This window comes from Pseudoalteromonas sp. DSM 26666, from assembly GCF_900116475.1.
Taxonomy (GTDB): domain Bacteria; phylum Pseudomonadota; class Gammaproteobacteria; order Enterobacterales; family Alteromonadaceae; genus Pseudoalteromonas; species Pseudoalteromonas tetraodonis.
In genome coordinates this window covers 558,306-578,685 of record NZ_FPAR01000001.1, presented here as the reverse complement: position 1 = coordinate 578,685, position 20,380 = coordinate 558,306, and the positions used below count along the sequence as shown (strand labels likewise).

The window sequence follows — 20,380 nt, the reverse complement described above, 5'->3', positions numbered from 1 at the left end:
AAAAAATTGGCTATTTTTATGACTCAGGGTTGACACCGGTGTCAATGTCATGCGTTAATACCCTGACACCGGTGTCAGGGTTGTTGTGAGAGGCTCCCTGGTAGCGTACCTTTGAACGGGTAAGTCAAAGATGCTCAGTACAGTTATTTTCGTGGAGTCTATAATTGTTACTGAGCCTTTATCCTCTAACGAATAGAGATGAGTAAAATTATGTTGCACCCTCGAATTCAAGAAGTCACAGATCGCGTTATTGAGCGCAGTAAACAAACCCGTCAAGCCTATTTAGATCGTATTTCGCACGCAAAAAAACAAACAAGAGTTCGTGCTGGATTAGGCTGTGGCAATATTGCTCATGTAATGGCTGCGTGTAGCAGCGATGACAAAGCGCGTTTAAAAGCAGACGAGGTGCCAAACCTTGCAATTATCAATTCATATAACGACATGTTATCTGCACATGTGCCTTACAAAGAATACCCCGATTTAATTAAAAGCATTGCCACTAAATTTGACGCCACCGCGCAAGTTGCTGGCGGTGTACCTGCGATGTGTGATGGTGTTACGCAAGGGCGTGATGGCATGGAGCTATCGCTTTTTTCTCGTGACGTTATTGCTATGTCTACTGCGGTTTCGTTATCGCATGACGTGTTTGATGGTGTGTTTTGTTTAGGTGTATGTGACAAAATTGTCCCAGGCCTATTAATTGGTGCTTTATCATTTGGTCACTTACCTGTGTATTTTTTACCAGCAGGGCCTATGCAATCAGGTATTCCAAACAAAGACAAAGCACGTGTTCGTCAAAAGTTTGCACAAGGACTGGTATCTCGTGAAGAGCTACTAGAAGCTGAAAGCGCTTCTTATCACAGTGCGGGTACCTGTACGTTTTATGGTACCGCTAACTCAAACCAAATGCTAATGGAAATAATGGGCTTACACTTACCAGGTAGCTCGTTTATAAACCCATACACAGAACTGCGTGATGGCTTAACCGGTAATGCGGTTGAAACCATGCTTAAGCAGCTTACTGAAAACAAAGATGGCCCGTGTTTAGCGGATGTGATCAGCGAAAAAACCATTATTAACGGCTTAGTTGGCTTGTTATCAACAGGTGGCTCAACCAATCATGCAATCCATATTGTGGCGATTGCTAAAGCGGCCGGTATTCAAGTTACATGGAAAGACATGTCTGATTTATCAGCGGTTGTTCCATTACTGACGCGTATTTACCCTAATGGCTCTGCAGATGTTAATCACTTTCAAGCAGCCGGCGGCATGGGCTTCTTGATGCGTGAATTAGCAGGTGCTGGTTACCTTCATACAGACGTAACCACTATTTTAGGCGAAGGCCTTGCACCTTACATGTGTGAGCCACTACTCGATAAAGACGATAACTTGATTATGAGTGATGCGAACGGCCCAAGCAAAGTTAAATGGGTAGCGTGTCCAGAAAACTCACATGATGAAGAAGTACTTCGCCCAGTAAGTAACCCATTTAGTAAGCAAGGTGGTTTACAGCTACTAACGGGTAACTTAGGTAAAGCGGTTATTAAAGTCTCTGCGGTTGCAGAGTCTCATCAAGTGGTGTCGGCACCGGCTAAAGTATTTAGCTCACAAGGTGAGTTACAGGATGCCTATAGCCGTGGCGAACTTAACCAAGATTTTATTGCTGTACTTAAAGAGCAAGGGCCAAAAGCCAAAGGCATGCCTGAGCTTCATAAGCTCACACCGGTAATGGCAACATTACAAGATCAGGGCTATAAAGTGGCTATTGTTACCGACGGTCGTATGTCGGGCGCATCAGGCAAAGTACCAGCGGCAATCCATTTAGCACCTGAAGCGGTTGAAGGTGGGATTATTGCTAAAATTCATGAAGGCGATATTGTTACTCTAGATGCGCCAAATGGTATTTTAAAACTGCATGTTAGCGATGAAGAGCTTGCACAGCGTGAGCTACAAATTAGCCAAGCAAGCCAAACGTTTGGTACAGGTCGTGAATTATTTACTGGATTTAGAAACATAGTAAGCAGTGCCGATTTAGGTGCAAGTGCTTTTGGACTTGAATAATAATTAGCCATATTGGGTAATGAGGAACAAGTAATGAGTATTGAAAAAATCTTAGCATCGGCACCGGTAGTGCCAGTGGTGGTAATCGAAAAATTAGAAGATGCAGCACCACTTGCAAGAGCGTTATATAACGGTGGCCTAAAAGCACTTGAAATTACACTGCGTACACCCATTGCAGCTGAGGCTGTAAAACTAATGAAAGCAGAAGTGCCCGAAGCTTATGTTGGTACAGGTACTGTGGTTGATAAAGCAAGCTTTAACGCATCAGTAGAAGCGGGTGCTGACTTTATGGTGAGCCCAGGTGTTAGCGATGAATTATTAGCGCTGGCAAAAGAGTCTACTATTCCATTTTTACCCGGTGCAGCGACCCCAAGCGAAGTGATGAACTTAGCTGCTCATGGTTTTAAGTTCTTAAAGTTTTTTCCTGCAGAAGCTGCAGGCGGTGCTGCTATGCTTAAATCTATTGGCGGCCCATTACCTGATATTACTTTTTGTCCAACCGGTGGCATTAGTTTAGCAACCGCACCTGATTACTTAACACTTAACAATGTTATTTGTGTAGGTGGTACCTGGATGTTAGATAAGCAACTTATTGAAAATAAAGACTGGCAAGCTATTGAAACGCTTGCTCGCCAAGCATGTGAAGTTAATAGGAGTCAAAAATGATTAATGTAGCAATTAATGGCTACGGCCGAATTGGTCGTAATGTATTACGTGCACTGTATGAATCAGCGCAAAATAATGAAATTAAAATTGTGGCTATTAACGATTTAGCCCCAGCCAATGTAAATGCTCATCTGACTCAGTTTGACTCAGTACATGGTCGTTTTTCACAGCAAGTAACGCTTAAAGACAACACCATGTTAATTGGCGATGATGTGATCACCTTAACGCAAGAACGCGACCCTGCTAACTTACCGTGGAAAGCGCTAAACGTTGATATCGTACTTGAATGTACGGGGTTATTCACGTCACGCGAAGCGGCTAATAAGCATATTGAAGCCGGTGCTAAAAAAGTAGTGGTATCGGCACCTGGTACAGATATGGATGCTACCGTAGTGCACGGTGTAAACAGCGATGTAATTAATGCCGATAGCAATATCATCTCAAACGCGTCGTGTACAACTAACTGTTTAGCGCCAGTAGCCAAAGCAATAAACGATACGGTAGGGATTGAACAAGGTAGCATGACTACTATTCATGCTTATACCAACGATCAAAACTTATCTGACGTATACCACCCAGATTTATACCGCGCGCGTAGTGCGACTCAATCTATGATCCCAACTAAAACGGGCGCTGCAAAAGCGGTTGGTTTAGTACTACCTGAACTTGCCGGTAAACTAGATGGCATGGCGGTACGTGTACCTACAATTAATGTGTCGTTAGTTGATTTAACGTTTATTGCTAAACGTGACACAAGCATTGAAGAAATTAACCAAGTGGTTAAAGCAGCCTCAGAAGGGCCAATGAAAGGTATTTTAGAGTACAACGAGCTGCCGCTTGTTTCTATCGACTTTAACCATAACCCAGCTTCATCTATTTTTGATGCAACGCAAACACGTGCTGATGGTAAATTAGTTAAAGTAATGGCGTGGTACGACAACGAATGGGGTTTCTCAAACCGCATGTTAGATCAAGTTAAAGCGCTGGGTGCCTATTTATAAATTTTCCGTGTAGTTAATTTAGCTTTATCCAGCCAAGCCACGCATTGCGTGGCTTTTTTTGTGTTTTAGTTAGCCCAAAATTTGCTAGAATATGCGCACTAGAATAGGGACTGCATATTATATTAAGGAAAATAATGCTAAAACACGTCACTAAAAAAATATTTCGCACCAGTCACCTGCAAATTGGTGAGGGTAATATCAGCGGTTACATTGCTTGCTTTTTGGCGATATTAAGTTGCTTGGGAGTGCTTGCATTCCACTTCCCTGAATATTTAACGACTCCAGAATTGCGTAAAAGTTATAGCGTCGAGTTTTTACGTCAACTTATGTTTGTTGCCCTTATTATTTCAGGAAGCCTGGGCTTACTTAATTTTGTACGAAATACCAATAAGCGCTTGGGGGCGACTGCGTGGTTTTTTATTTTGCTGGCAATTGGCTTTGGCGGCCCGAATGTTGAAGTGAATGACTTTGCAGATAACACCCCTTATATTGGCTTAGATTGGTTTATATTAGACTTATTAGGCTCAACCTTAATTTTTATTTTAATTGAAAAACTACTTCCGCATCGAAAAGAGCAAAAAATACTGCGTAGTGAATGGCGCGGGGATTTAAACCATTTCTTTGTCAATCATCTAATAGTGGGCTTTGTATTACTGGTTACTAATCATTTTGTTCATTATGGTTTTGGTTGGGCGGTGTCGAGCACATTACAAGGTTACATAGCGCAAATGCCGTTTATACTGCAGCTATTTTTAATTATTTTGGTGGCTGATTTAATGCAGTATTGGACACATCGTGCGTATCACGAAGTCCCCTTTTTATGGCGATTTCATGGTGTGCACCACAGTGCCAAAGAAATGGATTGGCTCGCAGGCTCTCGTCAGCATATTTTAGAAATACTGGTTACCCGTAGTTTAGTGTTAACGCCTATATTTGTGCTGGGTTTTTCACAGCAAATTATTAGTTTGTACGTGATTATTGTAGGCTTTCAAGCGGTATTTAATCACGCTAACGTAAATGTAAAATTTGGGTGGTTAAAGTATTTTATGGTTACACCGCAGTTTCATCATTGGCATCACGCATCCGATAAAGCCGCAATTGATAGAAATTATGCAGCCCATTTTTCGTTTTTAGATTATTTGTTTGGGTCTGCAGTAAAAGGGCAAGCAGAGTGGCCTAAAGAATAGGGGGTTGTGGGTGATTACATGCCTGTAGGTATGCTAAAGCAACAAATTTACCCGTTTAAAAAACAAAAATAGTGTTCATTCTAGCTTGCGGCCATAATATTAATGGCCGCATAACCACTATAAAAAGTCAGCTAATGCGCTAAGTGTTGGCCGCTGTGCGATATTTTCGCTCATGCATTGCTGCGCAATATGCTGTAAGTGCATGACTTCAGCGTTTTGCTCTTGGCAGGTTGTGAGTAAATCCTCGATTAAACATCCCAAAGCTCGCACTTCTATTAACTGCATTTGTTGACGTTGATAGTCACTGAGCATAGTAAGATCAGTGGCCGCGCCAAAATCTCCAAACAGCACACGCGCGTGCGGATCAACCATGGTATTGTGCGCATATATATCACCATGGCTTATATTGTGCTGGTGCAAGTGGGCCACAGTGCTAACCATTTGCTGCGCTATGGCATAAATTGCGTGGGTAGAGTAGTGGCAATCGCTTTCAAATATATCTCTAGTACAGGTATCAAGGCTCGGCGGTAAGCCTAGATTTGTAAAGCTTGTATCAATTAACTCCATCACTAAACCAAGCTGTTGCTGTTGTTCAATGTAAGCCAGTACTTTAATTAAGTTTGGATGCTCAAGCGCTTGCAAGCAGCAATTAACTTCATCCAGCGGATAACCATCGCTTGTAATAGTCCCTTTAAATAACTTAACAGCAACCGGCTCTTTATTCGTTGAATAAGCAAGATGGATAATCCCTGATGCGCCTTGGCCTATTACTTTACTGAGCGAGTAGTCACTCAGTGGTTTATTGGCTAAATTTGATTGGGTAAGGCACTGTGATTTATTAAAGCAATTACCTGCAAATGCAAGCCAAGTCAGCTTTGGTAGTTCAAATAGCCAATCATCAATTTGAGTTAACTGATTTGCAGAGAGCCTAATTAGTTCCAGGTTATGGCAGTTTGCCATGCTTATTGGTAGCTCACTGAGCTGATTACCTGCCAATGCCAGCTTCTTAAGCGCAGTGTATTGTCCAAATGTTGCAGGCAGCTTAGCTATTTTATTATCTGTAAGAATAAGCCATTCAATCGCTTTAGGCAGGCAGTGATCTGCAAATTCAGTGATGTGATTACCTTTAAATGCAACCATGATCAAAGCAGGGCACTTAGCAAGTATTTTAGGTATATGTTTAAACTGATTAAACGATAAAAACAGTCGTTTTAATTTTATTAAGCAGGCAAATTCATCAGGTAAATCAGATAAATTGTTATTAGATAAATCCAAGACTTCAAGGGTATCCGCGAGGGTAAAAATTTCCTCTGGAAAGTGGCTTAGTGCTTCAACTAATTGCAGGTGTTTTGCACCAAGTAATTGGCCGCTGCGAAGTTGTGAAAGGGTATTCAAAATTAATAATCCATTTTAAAATCAATAAAAAGGCCAACTAAGTTGGCCTTTAAACACGATTAAGCTTTAACGTTTAAAATTGTGCGTTGTGGTACACGTTTTGTACGTCGTCACAATCTTCAAGCATGGCTAAAAAGCGTTCCATCACTTCTACATCTTCGCCTTCAATAGGGGCTTCTACTTGGGGTACAAAGGCAATTAAGTCTTCGTCAAACTCTGTCACACCCATTTCTTCAAGTGCGGTACGCGTATTGTTGTATTCAGTGTGTGGAGCAAATACGGTCACTTTACCGTTTTCTACTTCTACATCGGTTACATCAACGTCAGCCATCATTAGCGCTTCAAGAACGGTTTCATCGTCGTCACCGTCAAATACAAAAATAGCAAGGTGATCAAATAAGTGTGATACCGAGTTTTGTGCGCCAATTTTAGCGTTTGCTTTAGTAAAACACACACGCACATCAGCAAAGGTACGTTTGTTGTTGTCGGTTAAACAGTCAACAATAATCATGCAATTACCTGGGCCGTAACCTTCGTAGCGCGTAGCTGCATAGTCTTCACCGCCGCCGCCTTTAGCTTTATCAATGGCGCGTTCAATTACGTGAGCCGGTACTTGGTCTTTTTTAGCGCGTTCAATTAAACGACGCAGTGCTAGGTTACCGTCTGGATCAACACCGCCGTTTTTTGCACAAATATAAATTTCTTTACCGTATTTTGAATAAACTTTAGTTTTAGCACCCGCAGTTTTAGCCATTGAATCTTTTTTGTTTTGGTAAGCTCTTCCCATCTGCGTTTCGCCTTAATATGTATAAATAATTGAAAAAATTTGCAAGCCCATATTCTAAAGGTAAATGCCGGGCAGGGCTAGTAAGTATTGAGATTGATTACTAAGTAACGGGGGGAACAGTTATTATGAATGGAAAATAAAACAACCCGCCGAAGCGGGTTGTTTAATACCTTACAATCTATGAAGGGTTGTCAGGGGATTACCAAATACGAACACGTTCTTCTTCTGGTAAGTACAACTCATCACCTGGTTTTACATCAAATGCTTTGTACCAAGCGTCGTGGTTACGAGGAGCTTGTGCTCTAAAGCGACCTGGCGCATGCGTACCGCCACGTAATTGATTTAACATGCTTTGCTCAGTACGTTTCTCTTTCCATACCTGTGCCCACGCTAAGAAGAAACGTTGATCGCCGGTTACACCATCAATCACAGGGGCTTCTTTACCATTTAGGCTTAGCTTGTAGGCATGATAAGCCATGGCTAAACCACCTACATCACCAATATTTTCACCTAAGCTGTTGCGGCCATTTACAAAGTTACCTGGAATTGGCTCATATTTGCTGTACTGAGCCGCCAGTTTGTCGGCTTTAGCATCAAAAGCAGCACGGTCTTCGTCAGTCCACCAGTTACGTTGTATGCCGTTAGCATCTGATTTTGACCCTTGGTCATCAAAGCCATGGCCCATTTCGTGGCCAATCACGGCACCAATACCACCGTAGTTTACCGCAGGATCTGCATTTGGATCGAAAAACGGCGGTTGTAAAATAGCGGCAGGGAATACAATTTCATTAAATGAGCTATTGTAATAAGCATTTACACGTTGTGGTGTCATACCCCAGCGATTGCGGTCGGTTTTCTTAAGCTCTTTTTCAACGCTATCGGCTTGGAAAAACTCACGCATATTTTTTACATTAGCCATTAAATCATTTTTGCTAATACTTAAGCCTTCGTAAGATTGCCATTCGTCTGGGTAACCTATTTTTGGCACAAACGCCGCTAATTTTGCACGCGCATTTACTTTTGTTTCTGCGCCCATCCAATCTAGGTTATCAATACGCTCGCCAAGGGCTGTGCGTAAGTTTTCAACCAGCTCAGACATTTGCTGCTTCGATGACTCAGGGAAGTAACGATCTACATAAATTTTACCAATCGCAAAGCCTAGTGAACTAGTGCCTGACATTTGGCTGATCGCACGTTTCCAGCGCGGACGAGGCTCCTGCTGACCATTTAACTCTTTACCAAAGAAAGCAAAGCTGGTGTTAAATATGTCTTCTGACAACAGCCCAGCGTTACCATTAATTGCATGGTATGTTAGGTAGTCTTTCCATACGCTTATATCTTCGTTGTTGATTAAATCAATCATGGCCTTTACAGGTTCAGGCTGCGACACGTTTAGCTGCGGTACTTTGTAACCTGTTTGCGCAAAGTATAAATCCCAATTAAATCCAGGGTACTGGGTACTTAACTCGTCGCGTTTTATTTGGTTTAACGTTATGTCACGATTACGGCGTTTTTCACGTGGCCAATGACCTTCTGCAATTTTTGTCTCTAGCGCTAAAATTGCTTGTGCACGTTCAGTGGTATTTTCAACACCAGCAAATTTAAGCATGTCGGCAATATGTGCAACATACGCTTCACGAGTTTTTACAAAACGCTCTGCATCTTCAAGGTAATATGAACGATCAGGTAAGCCTAAACCACCAGCACCTAACGACATTTCGTATTTATTAGGATCTAAGCGGTTAAACCACATACCACCACCAATTGGGGCGCTAACACCTGTGAGCCATGAATTACCAAAGATTTTTGCTAAGTCATCAGTTGAGTCGACAGCATTAATATCGTTAAGCAATGGCTTAATGGGAGTCACACCAAGCTTATTAAGCGTGTCGGTATCCATGTACGAATTATAAAAATCGGCAACTAGTTGCTCTTCTGCATTTAAATTTTCACGTGCTGCAATGTCTTCAATAATTTCTTTTACACGCTCTTCACTGCGTTCAGCTAACGCAGAAAACGCACCATAGCGTGTTTTATCTGCTGGCATTTCGTAGTTGTCGTACCATGAACCGCTGGCATACATAAAAAAGTCATCGCCTGGTTTTACAGCTTCATTGCGGGCAGTTAAATCAACCCCAAAAGTGCCTAATTCAGCTTGCTCAGTTGCTTGTGGTTTTTCAGCGACTGCTGCGACTTGCTCAGTTTTTGTTGTTTGTGGCTCTGAACAGCCGGTAATAAATGTAGCGGCGAGTGCCGCTGCAATTAAACTTTTTTTCATTACTTTCCCCTATGAATTCACGTTATTTAATTCGTTATATTTTTGTTATAAAAATAGCTATTTGATTGTATTGATAACTTCACTGCAAACAAACCTTTTGAGGTGAATAACCGTACCGGTCGATAAGATGAATAAAATACTATCGAAAATAGCAAAAAACACTCAACTACTTCAATCGTTCTTGAGCGGCTTAGTTTATTGCGCCTTTGACTGCTTTTGCTGTAATGCCCACATACGGGCATATTCACCGTTTTGATTTAGTAGTTCTTGGTGTTTGCCTTGTTCAATAATTTCACCAGCTTTTAAAACAATAATTGAGTCTGCATCGGTTATGGTCGAAAGTCGGTGTGCAATAACAATACTGGTGTGATCATTTGCCACTTCACGCATTGCTTTTAAAATAGCTTGCTCTGCATGAGAGTCGAGCGCAGAGGTTGCTTCATCAAAGATTAAGATGGGTGATTGCTTTAAAATAGCACGGGCAATGGCAATCCGTTGTTTTTCACCCCCTGAGACTTTTAACCCACGCTCACCCACGAGGGTTTTATCGCCTTTGTCTAAGCTATTTATAAAGTCGGTTAAGTGCGCCATGTTAATTGCTTTATTTATTTCATCTTCAGTTGCTGAGGGTCTGCCATAGGCAATATTCTCACGGATGGTGCTATTAAACAGCACAGTATCTTGGGGGACTATCGCAATGGCTTTACGCAAGCTTGCAAGAGTAACTGTATTAATTGCTTGTTTATCTATGCTAATAGTGCCTGATGACAGCTCATAAAAGCGATACAGTAATCGGGCTAATGAGCTTTTTCCTGCACCACTTGCACCCACAATCGCGACTTTTGAGCCGGCAGCAACATTAAAGCTAATGCTTTTTAAAATAGGCCTTTTACTGTCGTAGTGAAAGCTTACTTTATCAAAGCTAATTTCACCTTGTTTAATGACCAATTCTTTAGCCTCATGAGCATCCGCCACTTTAGGTTGTGTATTAAGCAGGCCGAGCATGTTTTCAAGGTCGGTGAGGGCACGGCGTATTTCGCGATACACAAACCCTAAAAAGTTGAGCGGTAAAAAGAGTTGAATCATATACGCATTGATCATCACCAGTTCACCAATCGTTAACTCGCCCGTGACAACTTCGCTTGCGCCAAGCCACATTAATGCGGTTATTGCACAGGCAATTATGAGTGCTTGCCCTGAATTTAGCGCCAGTAACGAGAGTCTGTTTTTTAATCGTGCTTGTTCCCAGGTTGCTAAAAACGTATCGTAAGTTTTAGCTTCATACTCTTCGTTATTAAAGTATTTAACGGTTTCGTAATTTAATAAGCTGTCGATGGCGCGGGTGTTACTTTGGTTGTCGGCAGCATTTGACTCGCGAATAAAGCGGTTTCGCCATTGGGTAACTGTCACGGTAAAAAAGATATAAATAGCCACAGCAAGCAGGGTGATCAGCGCAAACCAAATAGAAAACAAGGTGCCAAAAATAATCGCCACGGTCATTATTTCAAACAACGTGGGCACAATATTAAACATTAAAAAGCGCATTAAAAAGCTCAAACCACTGGTGCCGCGCTCTATGTCTCGACTTATACCGCCAGTTTGCCTGTCTAAATGAAAGGCTAAATCTAACGAATGCAAATGTTTAAATACTTTAAGGCCAATATCACGCATGGCATGTTCGGTGACTCGAGAAAATACAGCATCGCGTACTTCACCTAAAAACACGCTGGCAAATCGCAGTGCGCCGTACATAACGAGTAATAAGGTTGGGACGAGGAGTAGCGGGTTAATTGATTTATCAACCGCATCAATTATTTCTTTTAAAGCCCATGGCATGAGCAATGTCGCGCCTTTAGCACCGACTAGCGCTAATATGGCAATCAGCACACGGCCTTTAAATTTAGTGATATAAGGCCAAAGAGTTTGAATGCTTTGTTTTAAATTCATAGCGTCGGGGCGTTTTACTGAACTTTGTCTGGAGCGCATCGAGGATCTCAGTATTTGTTTTTATATAAATGAATTAGCTTAATATTGGCTATTGTATTTTAATTAGCTGCCCTTATATACTAGCTATCCTTTATTTTAGTTTTAAATGACAGATGTTTAAATTTCGCGTTTTTTTAGCTACTTGCTTGTTTTTTGCTGCACTCTTTAGTGTGCAAAGCCATGCTATGGGCGTAAAGCACGAATTAAACAGTAACCAAAGCAGTTATAGCCATGTTGTTAATGTCGAAAACTTAACTAACGCTCCCACACCGTTAAAGTCGCTAGGTAATTTACAGCATAAAAACTCAAAGCATTCTGAGTTTGCTGCGCATCAACCTAGGCTAACAGCCAATAACTCATTTTTATTTTTACACAGTGCGCAGGGCGATCCTGAATACGATGTAGTGCATGAGTTTTTTGCCCTAAATGGGTGTAGGCATATTTTTTTGCGACCGCAAGCAGTCACCATAAGTCAGCCTTGGTATACCTGGGTATTTAAAAGTAAAAAGTCGCGCTTGAGCGGCTGGAAAGATGCGAACCTGTTATACACCGCTGTAACCACCTACCACGCTTAATGTTTCTTATTTAATTTAATTGGTTTTAACGCTTTGTGTTTTGACCTGCAGATTAATTGTACCTAATAGGTACGTTACTGGGCTATGCCGAGTAATAAGGAACAAAGATGTTAAGTCTAAAAAAACAAAAAAAGCCATTTATGGCTAAATTTAAATTAAGCTATGTAGCCATGATGATTGTATTGGTTTTACTAGCAATAAGCGCCTTACCTAATTTATACCCGAATAAATCGTGGTTGCATATTAGTGCCGCTCCTGAGGTTAAAACACAAGCAATACCAAGTACTGAAAACATAGTGCGCTTTTTAAATAGCCAAGGGTTTGAGGTCAGCCAAGGGGTAGAAAACCAAGCAACAATTAATGTGCTTTTAAATACACCTACGCAAAGTGCCCAAGCTCAAGCGGCTATAAAATCGAATTACCCAAATACACAAGTTAAAATTGTAGAACATGCAACCAGCCCTGTTTGGTTACAAGAGTTTGGTTTATCGCCCATAAAGCTGGGTCTTGATTTAAACGGCGGGGTATTGTTTGTACTTGATGTTGATTTAGATAAAGCCATTGATGAGCAATTACTCAGTGCTTACCAGCAAACGAAAGCCATCATTGTTAAACAAAAAGCCTATGGTGTTAAAGCAAAGCAAACTAACCAAGGCTTTGAAATAAGTGCATTAGAAAATGCAGCCGAAAAGCTAACCTCAGTTATTAGCGACCTTAAAAGCCGCTTTGAAAATCTAACTATAACCACATCAACTCATGGCAACTTACAGGTCGTTAAAGTGAGTTATTCTGAGCAAGGGCGCAGCGCATTTGATAAACAAGTCATGAGCCAAACACTCACTACGCTTCGCTCACGCATTGAAGAGTTAGGAATTACCGAGGCGGTTACACAGCGCCAAGGTAAGCAGCGCATTCGCATTGAGCTACCCGGCGTCCAAGACCCAGCCGAGGCAAAACGTATTATTGGTGCTACCGCGTCACTTGGATTTTATCAACTTAAAGAGATTGGCGGGCAAACATTTAATTTGCAATCGGGTGGGACTATTAAGCTCGACCCTGTGCCTATTTTTACTGGTGAGCACATTAATAATGCCAATATTGGCCGTGATGACTGGGGTAAACCTTTAGTACAACTGAGCCTAGATAGCCAAGGTGGCGATGCTATGTCGGCGTTTTCTAAGGCGAATATAGGCAAGCCGATGGCAACGCTCTATTCAGAGTATTCACAAAATGCTAAAGGTGAAGTGGTTAAAAAAAGCGAAGTCATTAATGTGGCGAATATAGCCCAGCATTTAAGCTCGCGCTTTAGTATAACCAATATGCAAAACCAGCAAGCGGCTGCCGATTTAGCGCTATTACTTCGTGCAGGATCGCTTTCGGCGCCAGTGACCATAGTACATGAACAAACTATTGGTCCAAGCCTTGGTCAAGACAACATTAACAATGGATTGGCGGCGTTAATGTTAGGCATGGGGTTAACGCTTGCCTTTATGGCGCTGTGGTATCGTCGTTTAGGGCTTATTGCAAATGTTGCGTTAGTTTTAAATTTAACGTCTTTAGTGGGGTTAATGTCATTATTACCTGGGGTGGTTTTAACACTTCCTGGTATTGCAGGTTTGGTGCTAACCATAGGAATGGCGGTTGATACTAACGTGATTATATTTGAACGCATTAAAGAAGAGCGCCGCAAAGGACGCCCTCCATATCAAGCGATACAAGAGGGCTATAAACAGGCAGCGAATACGATTTTAGATGCCAATATTACCACGATGATCACCGCGATTATTTTATATGGCATAGGTTATGGCCCTGTAAAAGGCTTTGCTATAACGCTGGCGCTGGGACTTATCACATCGGTATTTACTGGTGTGTATGTATCGAAATATTTAAGCCAAAGCTTATATTTAAAGCTGGGTAAAAAAGCAGGAGTAAACGCGTATGCTTAATTCTTTTTTAAAATGTGAGGCAGGGTCTCGTATACGTTATACAGGCATGCTGATCAGCGCCATATTTGTGTTGTTGTCGGTATTCACCATTGCACAAAAAGGGCTAAACTTTGGCCTTGATTTTACGGGTGGATACTTAACAGAGTTTACCACCAGCCAAGGTGTTGAACTAAAACAGCTTGAGCAATTTATTGCAAAAAATCATCAGGGTGAATTTGAGCTAACAGCACAGGGCAATAATCATTTTCATCTAACACAAGGCCCCAATAATACAAGCAATAACGATGACTGGAAAACGGCTATTAGCCAAAACCCAACTATAAATGCTGAGGTTTTATCATCGGCTTATATTGGCTCTCAAGTGGGTGATGAACTATTTGAACAAGGCTGCTTAGCATTATTTGCTGCGATGGTCGCGGTAATGATTTATTTAGCTGTTCGTTTTGAATGGCGTTTGGCATTAGGCTCTGTGGTGGCTTTATTTCATGACTTAGTGCTGGTGGTTGGCTTATTCTCATGGTTACAAATAGAGTTTAACCTAACTGTTTTAGCCAGTTTGTTGGCGATTATTGGCTACTCACTAAATGACTCAATAATAGTTGGAGATAGGGTGCGCGAGCTGTTGCGCATACCAACAAACATCACACTCAAACCAAGCAGTATTATCAACAGTGCTATTAAAAGCACCTTAACTCGTACGCTTATTACCTCCGGGACTACGCTCGCAACGGTGGCAAGTGTTTGGCTGTTAGCAGGGGCGCCGCTGCAGGGATTTGCAATTGCTCTGTTTGCAGGAATAGTCGTAGGCACGTTATCGTCCATTTGTATTGCTGCAACATTACCCGAGCTACTTGGGTTAAGTGCTAAAAACTACGATAAGCAAGTGGATCAGCAAACGCAGGCATTAATGGATATGCCATAGGCTTAAATCAGTATTGTTGTTACACAGCAAAGGGATAGTGTTAGGTGTAGCAACAATGCTAAAATGGCAAAATTATTTTTACCGTATTTAGTGAATTTCCAAATGAATAAAGCCCATGTTACAGAGCACCTGCGTTTTGCCTTAGAAGAGCAGCTCAATACTGCGAAAATTGCAGCTAAAACAGCCCACGATACCGCGACCCACGAAGAAAGTATTGCAGAAACTCAATATGATACGCTCGGGCTTGAAGCTGCGTATTTAGCGCAAGGTCACGCTGATCGGGTGAATGAGTGTTATAAAGAAATACAACTATTTGAAGCCATCTACAACGACGCCGTTACAGGCACAATAGCAGTCAGTTCATTGGTGTGTTTAGAAGATGATGCAGGCACACAAAAATGGTTTTATTTAGGCCCTGCAGCTGGTGGATTAACCGTTGATATTAAAGGCACAACTATTCAAGTACTTACCTCTGGTGCACCATTAGGCCAACAGTTATTAGGTAAACAAGTCGATGATGAAGTTAGTTTAACACTCGGTGATGTAAAACATAGTTACGATGTGGTTAAAGTGCTTTGAATGTAGTATTTATTTGTCTCTTACGCTGAGACGCAGCATCTCGTAGGCCTCTTTGTTAAATAATTGCCTGAAACTTATAGAATAAAATTAGAGATGAGCCGTTTATGAACTTAGTTTTGGTTAGTGATATATTTGGTAAAACAGCGGCTTTAAAAGCATTAGCTGAAGAACTAAACGCTCAGTCTATTGTCGATCCCTATGGCGGGGTGGATATGGCATTTAACAGTGAACAGCAGGCCTATGAGTATTTTAGTCAGCATATTGGCCTTGATGAGTATGTCGCTATTTTACAAAAAGCGATTAAACCACTCGCTGGTAACATCATATTGATTGGTTTTAGTGTTGGCGCATCGGCAATTTGGTCAATGTCTTCACATCCGGCGATTAAAACGATAACTAAGGGCATTTGTTTTTACAGCTCGCAAATTAGGCACCATACTGAGCTAAACCCGGCATTTGAAATAGAGTTAATTTTTCCTCACTATGAGCAACATTTTGATGTAAAAGCACTTCAGACTAAGTTGGCAACAAAGCCTAATGTTTCCGCTAAGTGTGTTGATTATTTGCATGGTTTTATGAACCCGCATTCGAATAATTTTAATCAACGCGCTTACGATGAAACATTAACTGTGTTATCTAATAAGCTAATATAATAAACTAGTTAAGGGGTGTTTATAACTCGATGTTAGCTGGTTTCACTCAATCACAACTAAGGCATTTATAGCGTGAACTTATAAGATTTGCTTGAGTCTGATAATCATTAATGGATAAGCAGTTAAATAAAGGACATAAATTTAAGGGAATATTATGGAGATAGGGATTTTTACCGTCACAATTACGGGTGTTTTACTCACGGCTTTAATTATAAAGTACTTAACCTTTAGGCCTGAGCGTGTTTTTTCTGATATTGGAGAAAACGTTCTACTTTGCAAAAAACCTCACTGGTTCAATAATAATAAAAGTAGAATGCAGCTTATTCCCAAAGGGGCGATAATTAAAATACAGCTAGCGTCAAATACCGTTACTTTATTTTGTAAAAGTGGCAATGTTATTGATATACCAGTGCCAAACTCAAAGTTTACTGCCGATGTTTTGCAAAGCGCAAAAACACACTTTCACAAAGCAGAAGTAGTAATACTAGACAACTAACACACCACTTTGAGAACTGAATTTAGATTTTCAATTTTTTAAAAGGCGCTTAAAATCAATTAGTTAAAGTGGATGTCAGTTTGTTAATGCAATAAAGCGCCAAGATTACACAGGTTCTTGCTGTATTTAATTGTTTATTTCAATGGGTTTAGGCTTTTTTAACAAATTTAGCCGTCACCATCATTTCACCTATGCCATCTACTTTACAGTCAAGCTCATGATCTTTTTTATCAAGTACACGTCTTACTAAGGCCTTGGTGCCAATTTTAATAACTTGTGAGCTACCTTTAATTTTTAAATCTTTAGCTACGGTTACTTTGTCGCCATCAGCAAGTAAAGTGCCGTTTGCGTCTTTCACTAAAATAGCGTCTTCGTCATTAGTAACATTCGGGTTCCACTCATAGGCACATTCTGGGCAAATAAGCAGCTGCTGGTCTTCGTAAACGTATTCACATTGGCATTTAGGACAAGCGGGAAGAGACATGATGATCACTTTTAGTATTAAATTTTGGCTATTTTAAAACACAAATTAGCAATAAAAAAGTTCATCAAAAATTTTTATCTTTACGCTAAAAATATCTCGTTTGTGCGCATCTAAAAAAGGGCATATAAATCACCTGTCGCTTAAGCAATTTAAGCGCTAACGTTTATAGTAGATATTCGTTAAAGCACCTATCGTATTAAGTGATTTGCTAAATGCTGCACTTAGTGCGATAGGTGTTTCTATTTGCTGTTTTATTCGCTGAGCTAACTGATTAGCAAGGCTGCTTTGTATATTTTGACTTAACTAGGAAAAGTCGTGTTTAAAACCTTAATTGTGGTTGATAACAATGAGCAAACGCTTGCTCTTTCATTTGAAAATGTCATTACCTTTAACACCTATTTGCGTGACTACCCAAAACGCAACGAACCAAAAACCCGCATAATAAATCTATGTGATGCTAGCCAGTATTTAAGTAAAGGCTATTACTGTTCGTTACTTGCTGAGGCACGCAAGCACCAAGTATTACCGAGTGTAAAAACAATTAACGCGCTTCGAAGCAATCAAGCGTCATTACAAAATATTGGGCATATTGATGGTGCTGTTTATTTTGGTCATGCGGGAAATGATCAACAAGCTAAAGCCGCTAAATCGGTATTTAAACAATATCCGGCACCTATTTTATTTGTTGATGAGCAAGGCCTATTACAACAAGGATCATTAGCGTCCCTAAGCGAGCAGCAATATGCTGCGTTTATTGAAAAGCTAAATGAGTTTACCCAAACGCAATGGCGTATTGGTAAAGTAGAGCGCCGTTTTCGTTGGGATATGGCGATATTGGTTGATCATAACGAAAAAGTACCGCCAAGTGATAAAGATGCAATAGCCCGTTTTATAAAAGCAGCAGCGAAACATGGTATTAACGCAAAAGCACTCAGCTTTGAGGAAATAGACAATATTGCCCAATTTGATGCGTTGTTTATTCGCCAAACAACAGCGATTGATCACCCAACCTACCGTCTTGCAAGTAAAGCGCAAAGCTTAGGTTTAGTGGTGATTGATGATGCGGAGTCTATTTTACGATGCTGTAATAAAGTGTACTTACATGATGCATTCAATTATCAAAAAGTACCGAGTTTAAAAACCGTGGTGGTGGCAGATCAATCAAAAGACACAATTGAGCAACTAGAAGCGTCGTTTACTTATCCGCTGGTATTAAAAATGCCAGAAGGGTCGTTTTCAAAAGGCGTGTATAAAGTTGCTAATCGTGATGAATTAGAAGCTAAGCTTAGTGAATTATTTGCTTTAAGTGCGTTAGTTCTGGCGCAAGAGTACATGTACACAGAATACGATTGGCGTGTAGGGGTACTTAATGGTCGTGCTATTTATGCGTGTCGTTATTTAATGGCGCGTAACCATTGGCAAATATATAACCATGACGCGAAACGGTTTTTCTCGGGTGGCTTTGAAACATTACCTACGTTTGAATTACCTAAAGCTGTACTGGATGCTGCTTTAAAAGCATGTAAAACCGTGGGTAAGGGTTTATACGGTGTGGATGTAAAAGAGCATCAAGGCCGTGCGTATGTGTTGGAAGTAAACGATAACCCAAGTATTGATCACAAAGTAGAAGATGGTTACTTAGGTGATGAGTTATACATGATCATTATGGATGAGTTTAAACAGCGCCTTGAAGCACGAGGTCGCGGCTAATGCTTAACGCATTGTCTGATATAACGATTTTTGCAGGGGCGGATATTAGTATTCGCCCTGCAAGCGCGAGTGATTTAAACGCCTTAGTGGCGCTTGAAAATGCTTGCTTTAGTAACGATAAGCTTAGTGCGCGAAGTTTAAAGCGCTGGCTTAGTGCTAAACATGGGATTTTATTAGTTGCCGAGCACAATGCGCAATTATGTGGTTACGGTTTGGTGTGGTGCCACAAAGGCACGCGGTTAGCGCGTTTGTATTCGTTAGCCGTATTACCGACGATGCAGGGCAAAGGAATCGCTAAAACGCTGCTTAAAGCCCTTGAAAAAGCCACTAGTGAGCGTGGGCGTATTTATTTGCGTTTAGAAGTGGCAGTAAATAACGACAGCGCCATAGGGCTTTATAAAAGTGTAGGGTATCGTGTTTTTGGTCAGTACAGTGATTATTACGATGATCACAGTGATGCCTTGCGCATGCAAAAAAACATCCGTCAAACCAGCGAGTTGCAAGTTGAGCGTTTAACGCCATGGTATCAGCAAACTACCGAGTTTACCTGTGGGCCTGCGGCATTATTAATGGCAATGGGCTCGCTTGATAACAGCACAGAGCTGAGTCAGTCACACGAATTAGCTTTATGGCGTGAAGGCACCACCATTTTTATGACCTCGGGACATGGCGGTTGTCATCCGTTTGGTTTGGCACTGGCTGCAAATAAACGGGGATTTAAAAGTGAGGTCATTGTTAATACCTCAGAGCCATTATTTTTAGATGGGGTACGCAGTGATAATAAAAAAACGGTGCTGGCGACAGTACATCAGCAATTTGTTGAAGGCATAGCCTCGGCTAATATTCCTGTTACCTATAAAGATGTTGAACTAACCGATATAGAAACGTGGTTAAACCAAGGTTTTAGTGTGTTACTGCTAATAAGCACTTATCGGTTTGATGGAAAAAAATCACCGCATTGGGTATGTGTTACTCATTTAGATGCGCACTGTGTGTACGTACATGACCCGTTTTGCGAACCAGGTAACGACAATCAATTAGCGATTGACTGTCAATATGTGCCAATTGCACGCAGCGATTTTAGTAAAATGTCGGCTTTTGGTAGTCAAAGGCTTAGAACGGCAGTTGCTATTGGTAAAAAATAATAGATTAGGATTTTAAGTGACATTTTTAGATTTTATCGATGTAGCCCCATACTCGTGGGCAGCTATTGGTACGGCGGCTTTTTGTGGGGCTATTATTGGTATAGAACGGCAATTGCGTGGCAAACCTGTAGGGATCCGTACTTCTGCACTGATCACCTTAGGTACTTACTTGTTTTTATCGACTGCGTTTAATTTACAAGGGGATGTGATTGATCATTCTCGCGTAGTCGGGCAAATAATTACCGGCATCGGCTTTTTAGGCGCAGGCGTAATGCTCGCAAAAGACGGTGCGGTAGTCGGGGTTACCTCTGCTGCCACCATTTGGGTACTGGCCTCCATTGGCGTGATGATAGCAACCGAAAACCTCGGGGCTGCTATTAAGCTCTCGGTGCTTGTGGTGGGTATTTTATACGGCGTTGACGTGCTAGAAGCTAAGTTTAAAAGCTTAAGTAAAGGTGTGCATGCTAAAGTGAAAAGTTATCATAAACGCTATTATAGAAATAAATAGT

Annotated in this window: 17 protein-coding genes and 1 pseudogene; 13 read left to right on the top strand and 5 right to left on the bottom strand. The window is 41.2% G+C overall.

The window, feature by feature from the left end:
• The first annotated feature begins 210 nt into the window (after positions 1-210).
• From edd to BM380_RS02610, 4 genes and pseudogenes are all read left to right on the top strand, one after another.
• On the top strand, positions 211-2,061 hold the full coding sequence (gene edd, locus BM380_RS02625; protein WP_029609981.1) for a phosphogluconate dehydratase: 1,851 nt from the start codon (positions 211-213) through the stop codon (positions 2,059-2,061).
• Positions 2,062-2,094: 33 nt separating this feature from the next.
• The gene (gene eda, locus BM380_RS02620; RefSeq protein WP_090492727.1) at positions 2,095-2,727 is read left to right on the top strand and encodes a bifunctional 4-hydroxy-2-oxoglutarate aldolase/2-dehydro-3-deoxy-phosphogluconate aldolase; all 633 of its coding nucleotides are present in this window, start codon (positions 2,095-2,097) and stop codon (positions 2,725-2,727) included.
• A complete protein-coding gene (gene gap, locus BM380_RS02615; RefSeq protein ID WP_013464824.1) occupies positions 2,724-3,728 on the top strand; it encodes a type I glyceraldehyde-3-phosphate dehydrogenase in 1,005 nt (334 codons plus the stop codon). The genes eda and gap overlap by 4 nt, the downstream gene beginning before the upstream one ends.
• A gap of 134 nt (positions 3,729-3,862) precedes the next feature.
• A pseudogene (locus tag BM380_RS02610) lies at positions 3,863-4,987 on the top strand (sterol desaturase family protein).
• A 45-nt stretch (positions 4,988-5,032) separates the two neighbouring features.
• Here the strand turns inward: BM380_RS02610 and BM380_RS02605 are convergent.
• The 4 genes from BM380_RS02605 to BM380_RS02590 form a co-directional block, all read right to left on the bottom strand.
• Positions 5,033-6,310, bottom strand: a complete 1,278-nt coding sequence (locus BM380_RS02605) for a protein kinase (RefSeq protein WP_090492725.1) — start codon at positions 6,308-6,310, stop codon at positions 5,033-5,035.
• 73 nt (positions 6,311-6,383) lie between these two features.
• Complete coding sequence (locus tag BM380_RS02600) at positions 6,384-7,097, bottom strand: YebC/PmpR family DNA-binding transcriptional regulator (protein WP_013464827.1); 714 nt, start codon at positions 7,095-7,097, stop codon at positions 6,384-6,386.
• Between the two features lie 199 nt (positions 7,098-7,296).
• On the bottom strand, positions 7,297-9,375 hold the full coding sequence (locus tag BM380_RS02595) for a M13 family metallopeptidase (protein ID WP_090492723.1): 2,079 nt from the start codon (positions 9,373-9,375) through the stop codon (positions 7,297-7,299).
• 195 nt (positions 9,376-9,570) lie between these two features.
• Positions 9,571-11,361 (bottom strand): ABCB family ABC transporter ATP-binding protein/permease, encoded by a 1,791-nt coding sequence (locus BM380_RS02590; RefSeq protein WP_028835312.1) that lies wholly within the window; start codon positions 11,359-11,361, stop codon positions 9,571-9,573.
• A gap of 113 nt (positions 11,362-11,474) precedes the next feature.
• Between BM380_RS02590 and BM380_RS02585 the strand changes: the two genes are divergently transcribed.
• The 6 genes from BM380_RS02585 (at position 11,475) to BM380_RS18385 (ending at position 16,532) form a co-directional block, all read left to right on the top strand.
• On the top strand, positions 11,475-11,936 hold the full coding sequence (locus BM380_RS02585) for a hypothetical protein (RefSeq protein ID WP_090492721.1): 462 nt from the start codon (positions 11,475-11,477) through the stop codon (positions 11,934-11,936).
• Between the two features lie 107 nt (positions 11,937-12,043).
• The gene (secD, locus tag BM380_RS02580; RefSeq protein WP_090492718.1) at positions 12,044-13,882 is read left to right on the top strand and encodes a protein translocase subunit SecD; all 1,839 of its coding nucleotides are present in this window, start codon (positions 12,044-12,046) and stop codon (positions 13,880-13,882) included.
• Positions 13,875-14,804, top strand: a complete 930-nt coding sequence (gene secF / locus BM380_RS02575) for a protein translocase subunit SecF (RefSeq protein WP_090492717.1) — start codon at positions 13,875-13,877, stop codon at positions 14,802-14,804. The genes secD and secF overlap by 8 nt, the downstream gene beginning before the upstream one ends.
• A 102-nt stretch (positions 14,805-14,906) precedes the next feature.
• A complete protein-coding gene (locus BM380_RS02570) occupies positions 14,907-15,383 on the top strand; it encodes a GreA/GreB family elongation factor (protein WP_090493052.1) in 477 nt (158 codons plus the stop codon).
• Positions 15,384-15,487: 104 nt separating this feature from the next.
• A complete protein-coding gene (locus BM380_RS02565; RefSeq protein ID WP_090492716.1) occupies positions 15,488-16,036 on the top strand; it encodes a dienelactone hydrolase family protein in 549 nt (182 codons plus the stop codon).
• A 154-nt stretch (positions 16,037-16,190) separates the two neighbouring features.
• Entirely contained in the window at positions 16,191-16,532 is a 342-nt protein-coding gene (locus BM380_RS18385; protein WP_231485830.1) for a hypothetical protein, read from the top strand.
• 148 nt (positions 16,533-16,680) lie between these two features.
• Here BM380_RS18385 and BM380_RS02555 read toward each other — a convergent pair whose 3' ends face one another.
• The gene (locus BM380_RS02555) at positions 16,681-17,016 is read right to left on the bottom strand and encodes a zinc ribbon domain-containing protein YjdM (RefSeq protein WP_013464836.1); all 336 of its coding nucleotides are present in this window, start codon (positions 17,014-17,016) and stop codon (positions 16,681-16,683) included.
• Positions 17,017-17,331: 315 nt separating this feature from the next.
• Here BM380_RS02555 and BM380_RS02550 point away from each other — a divergent pair, with 315 nt between their 5' ends.
• Genes BM380_RS02550 through BM380_RS02540 form a run of 3 tightly spaced genes read left to right on the top strand, consistent with a single transcriptional unit; the run spans position 17,332 to position 20,379 of the window.
• Complete coding sequence (locus tag BM380_RS02550; RefSeq protein ID WP_028835308.1) at positions 17,332-18,726, top strand: RimK family protein; 1,395 nt, start codon at positions 17,332-17,334, stop codon at positions 18,724-18,726.
• The gene (locus BM380_RS02545) at positions 18,726-19,871 is read left to right on the top strand and encodes a GNAT family N-acetyltransferase/peptidase C39 family protein (RefSeq protein WP_024601052.1); all 1,146 of its coding nucleotides are present in this window, start codon (positions 18,726-18,728) and stop codon (positions 19,869-19,871) included. Before BM380_RS02550 ends, BM380_RS02545 begins: the two co-directional genes overlap by 1 nt.
• 16 nt (positions 19,872-19,887) lie before the next feature.
• Entirely contained in the window at positions 19,888-20,379 is a 492-nt protein-coding gene (locus BM380_RS02540; protein ID WP_090492715.1) for an MgtC/SapB family protein, read from the top strand.
• Position 20,380: the final 1 nt, after the last annotated feature.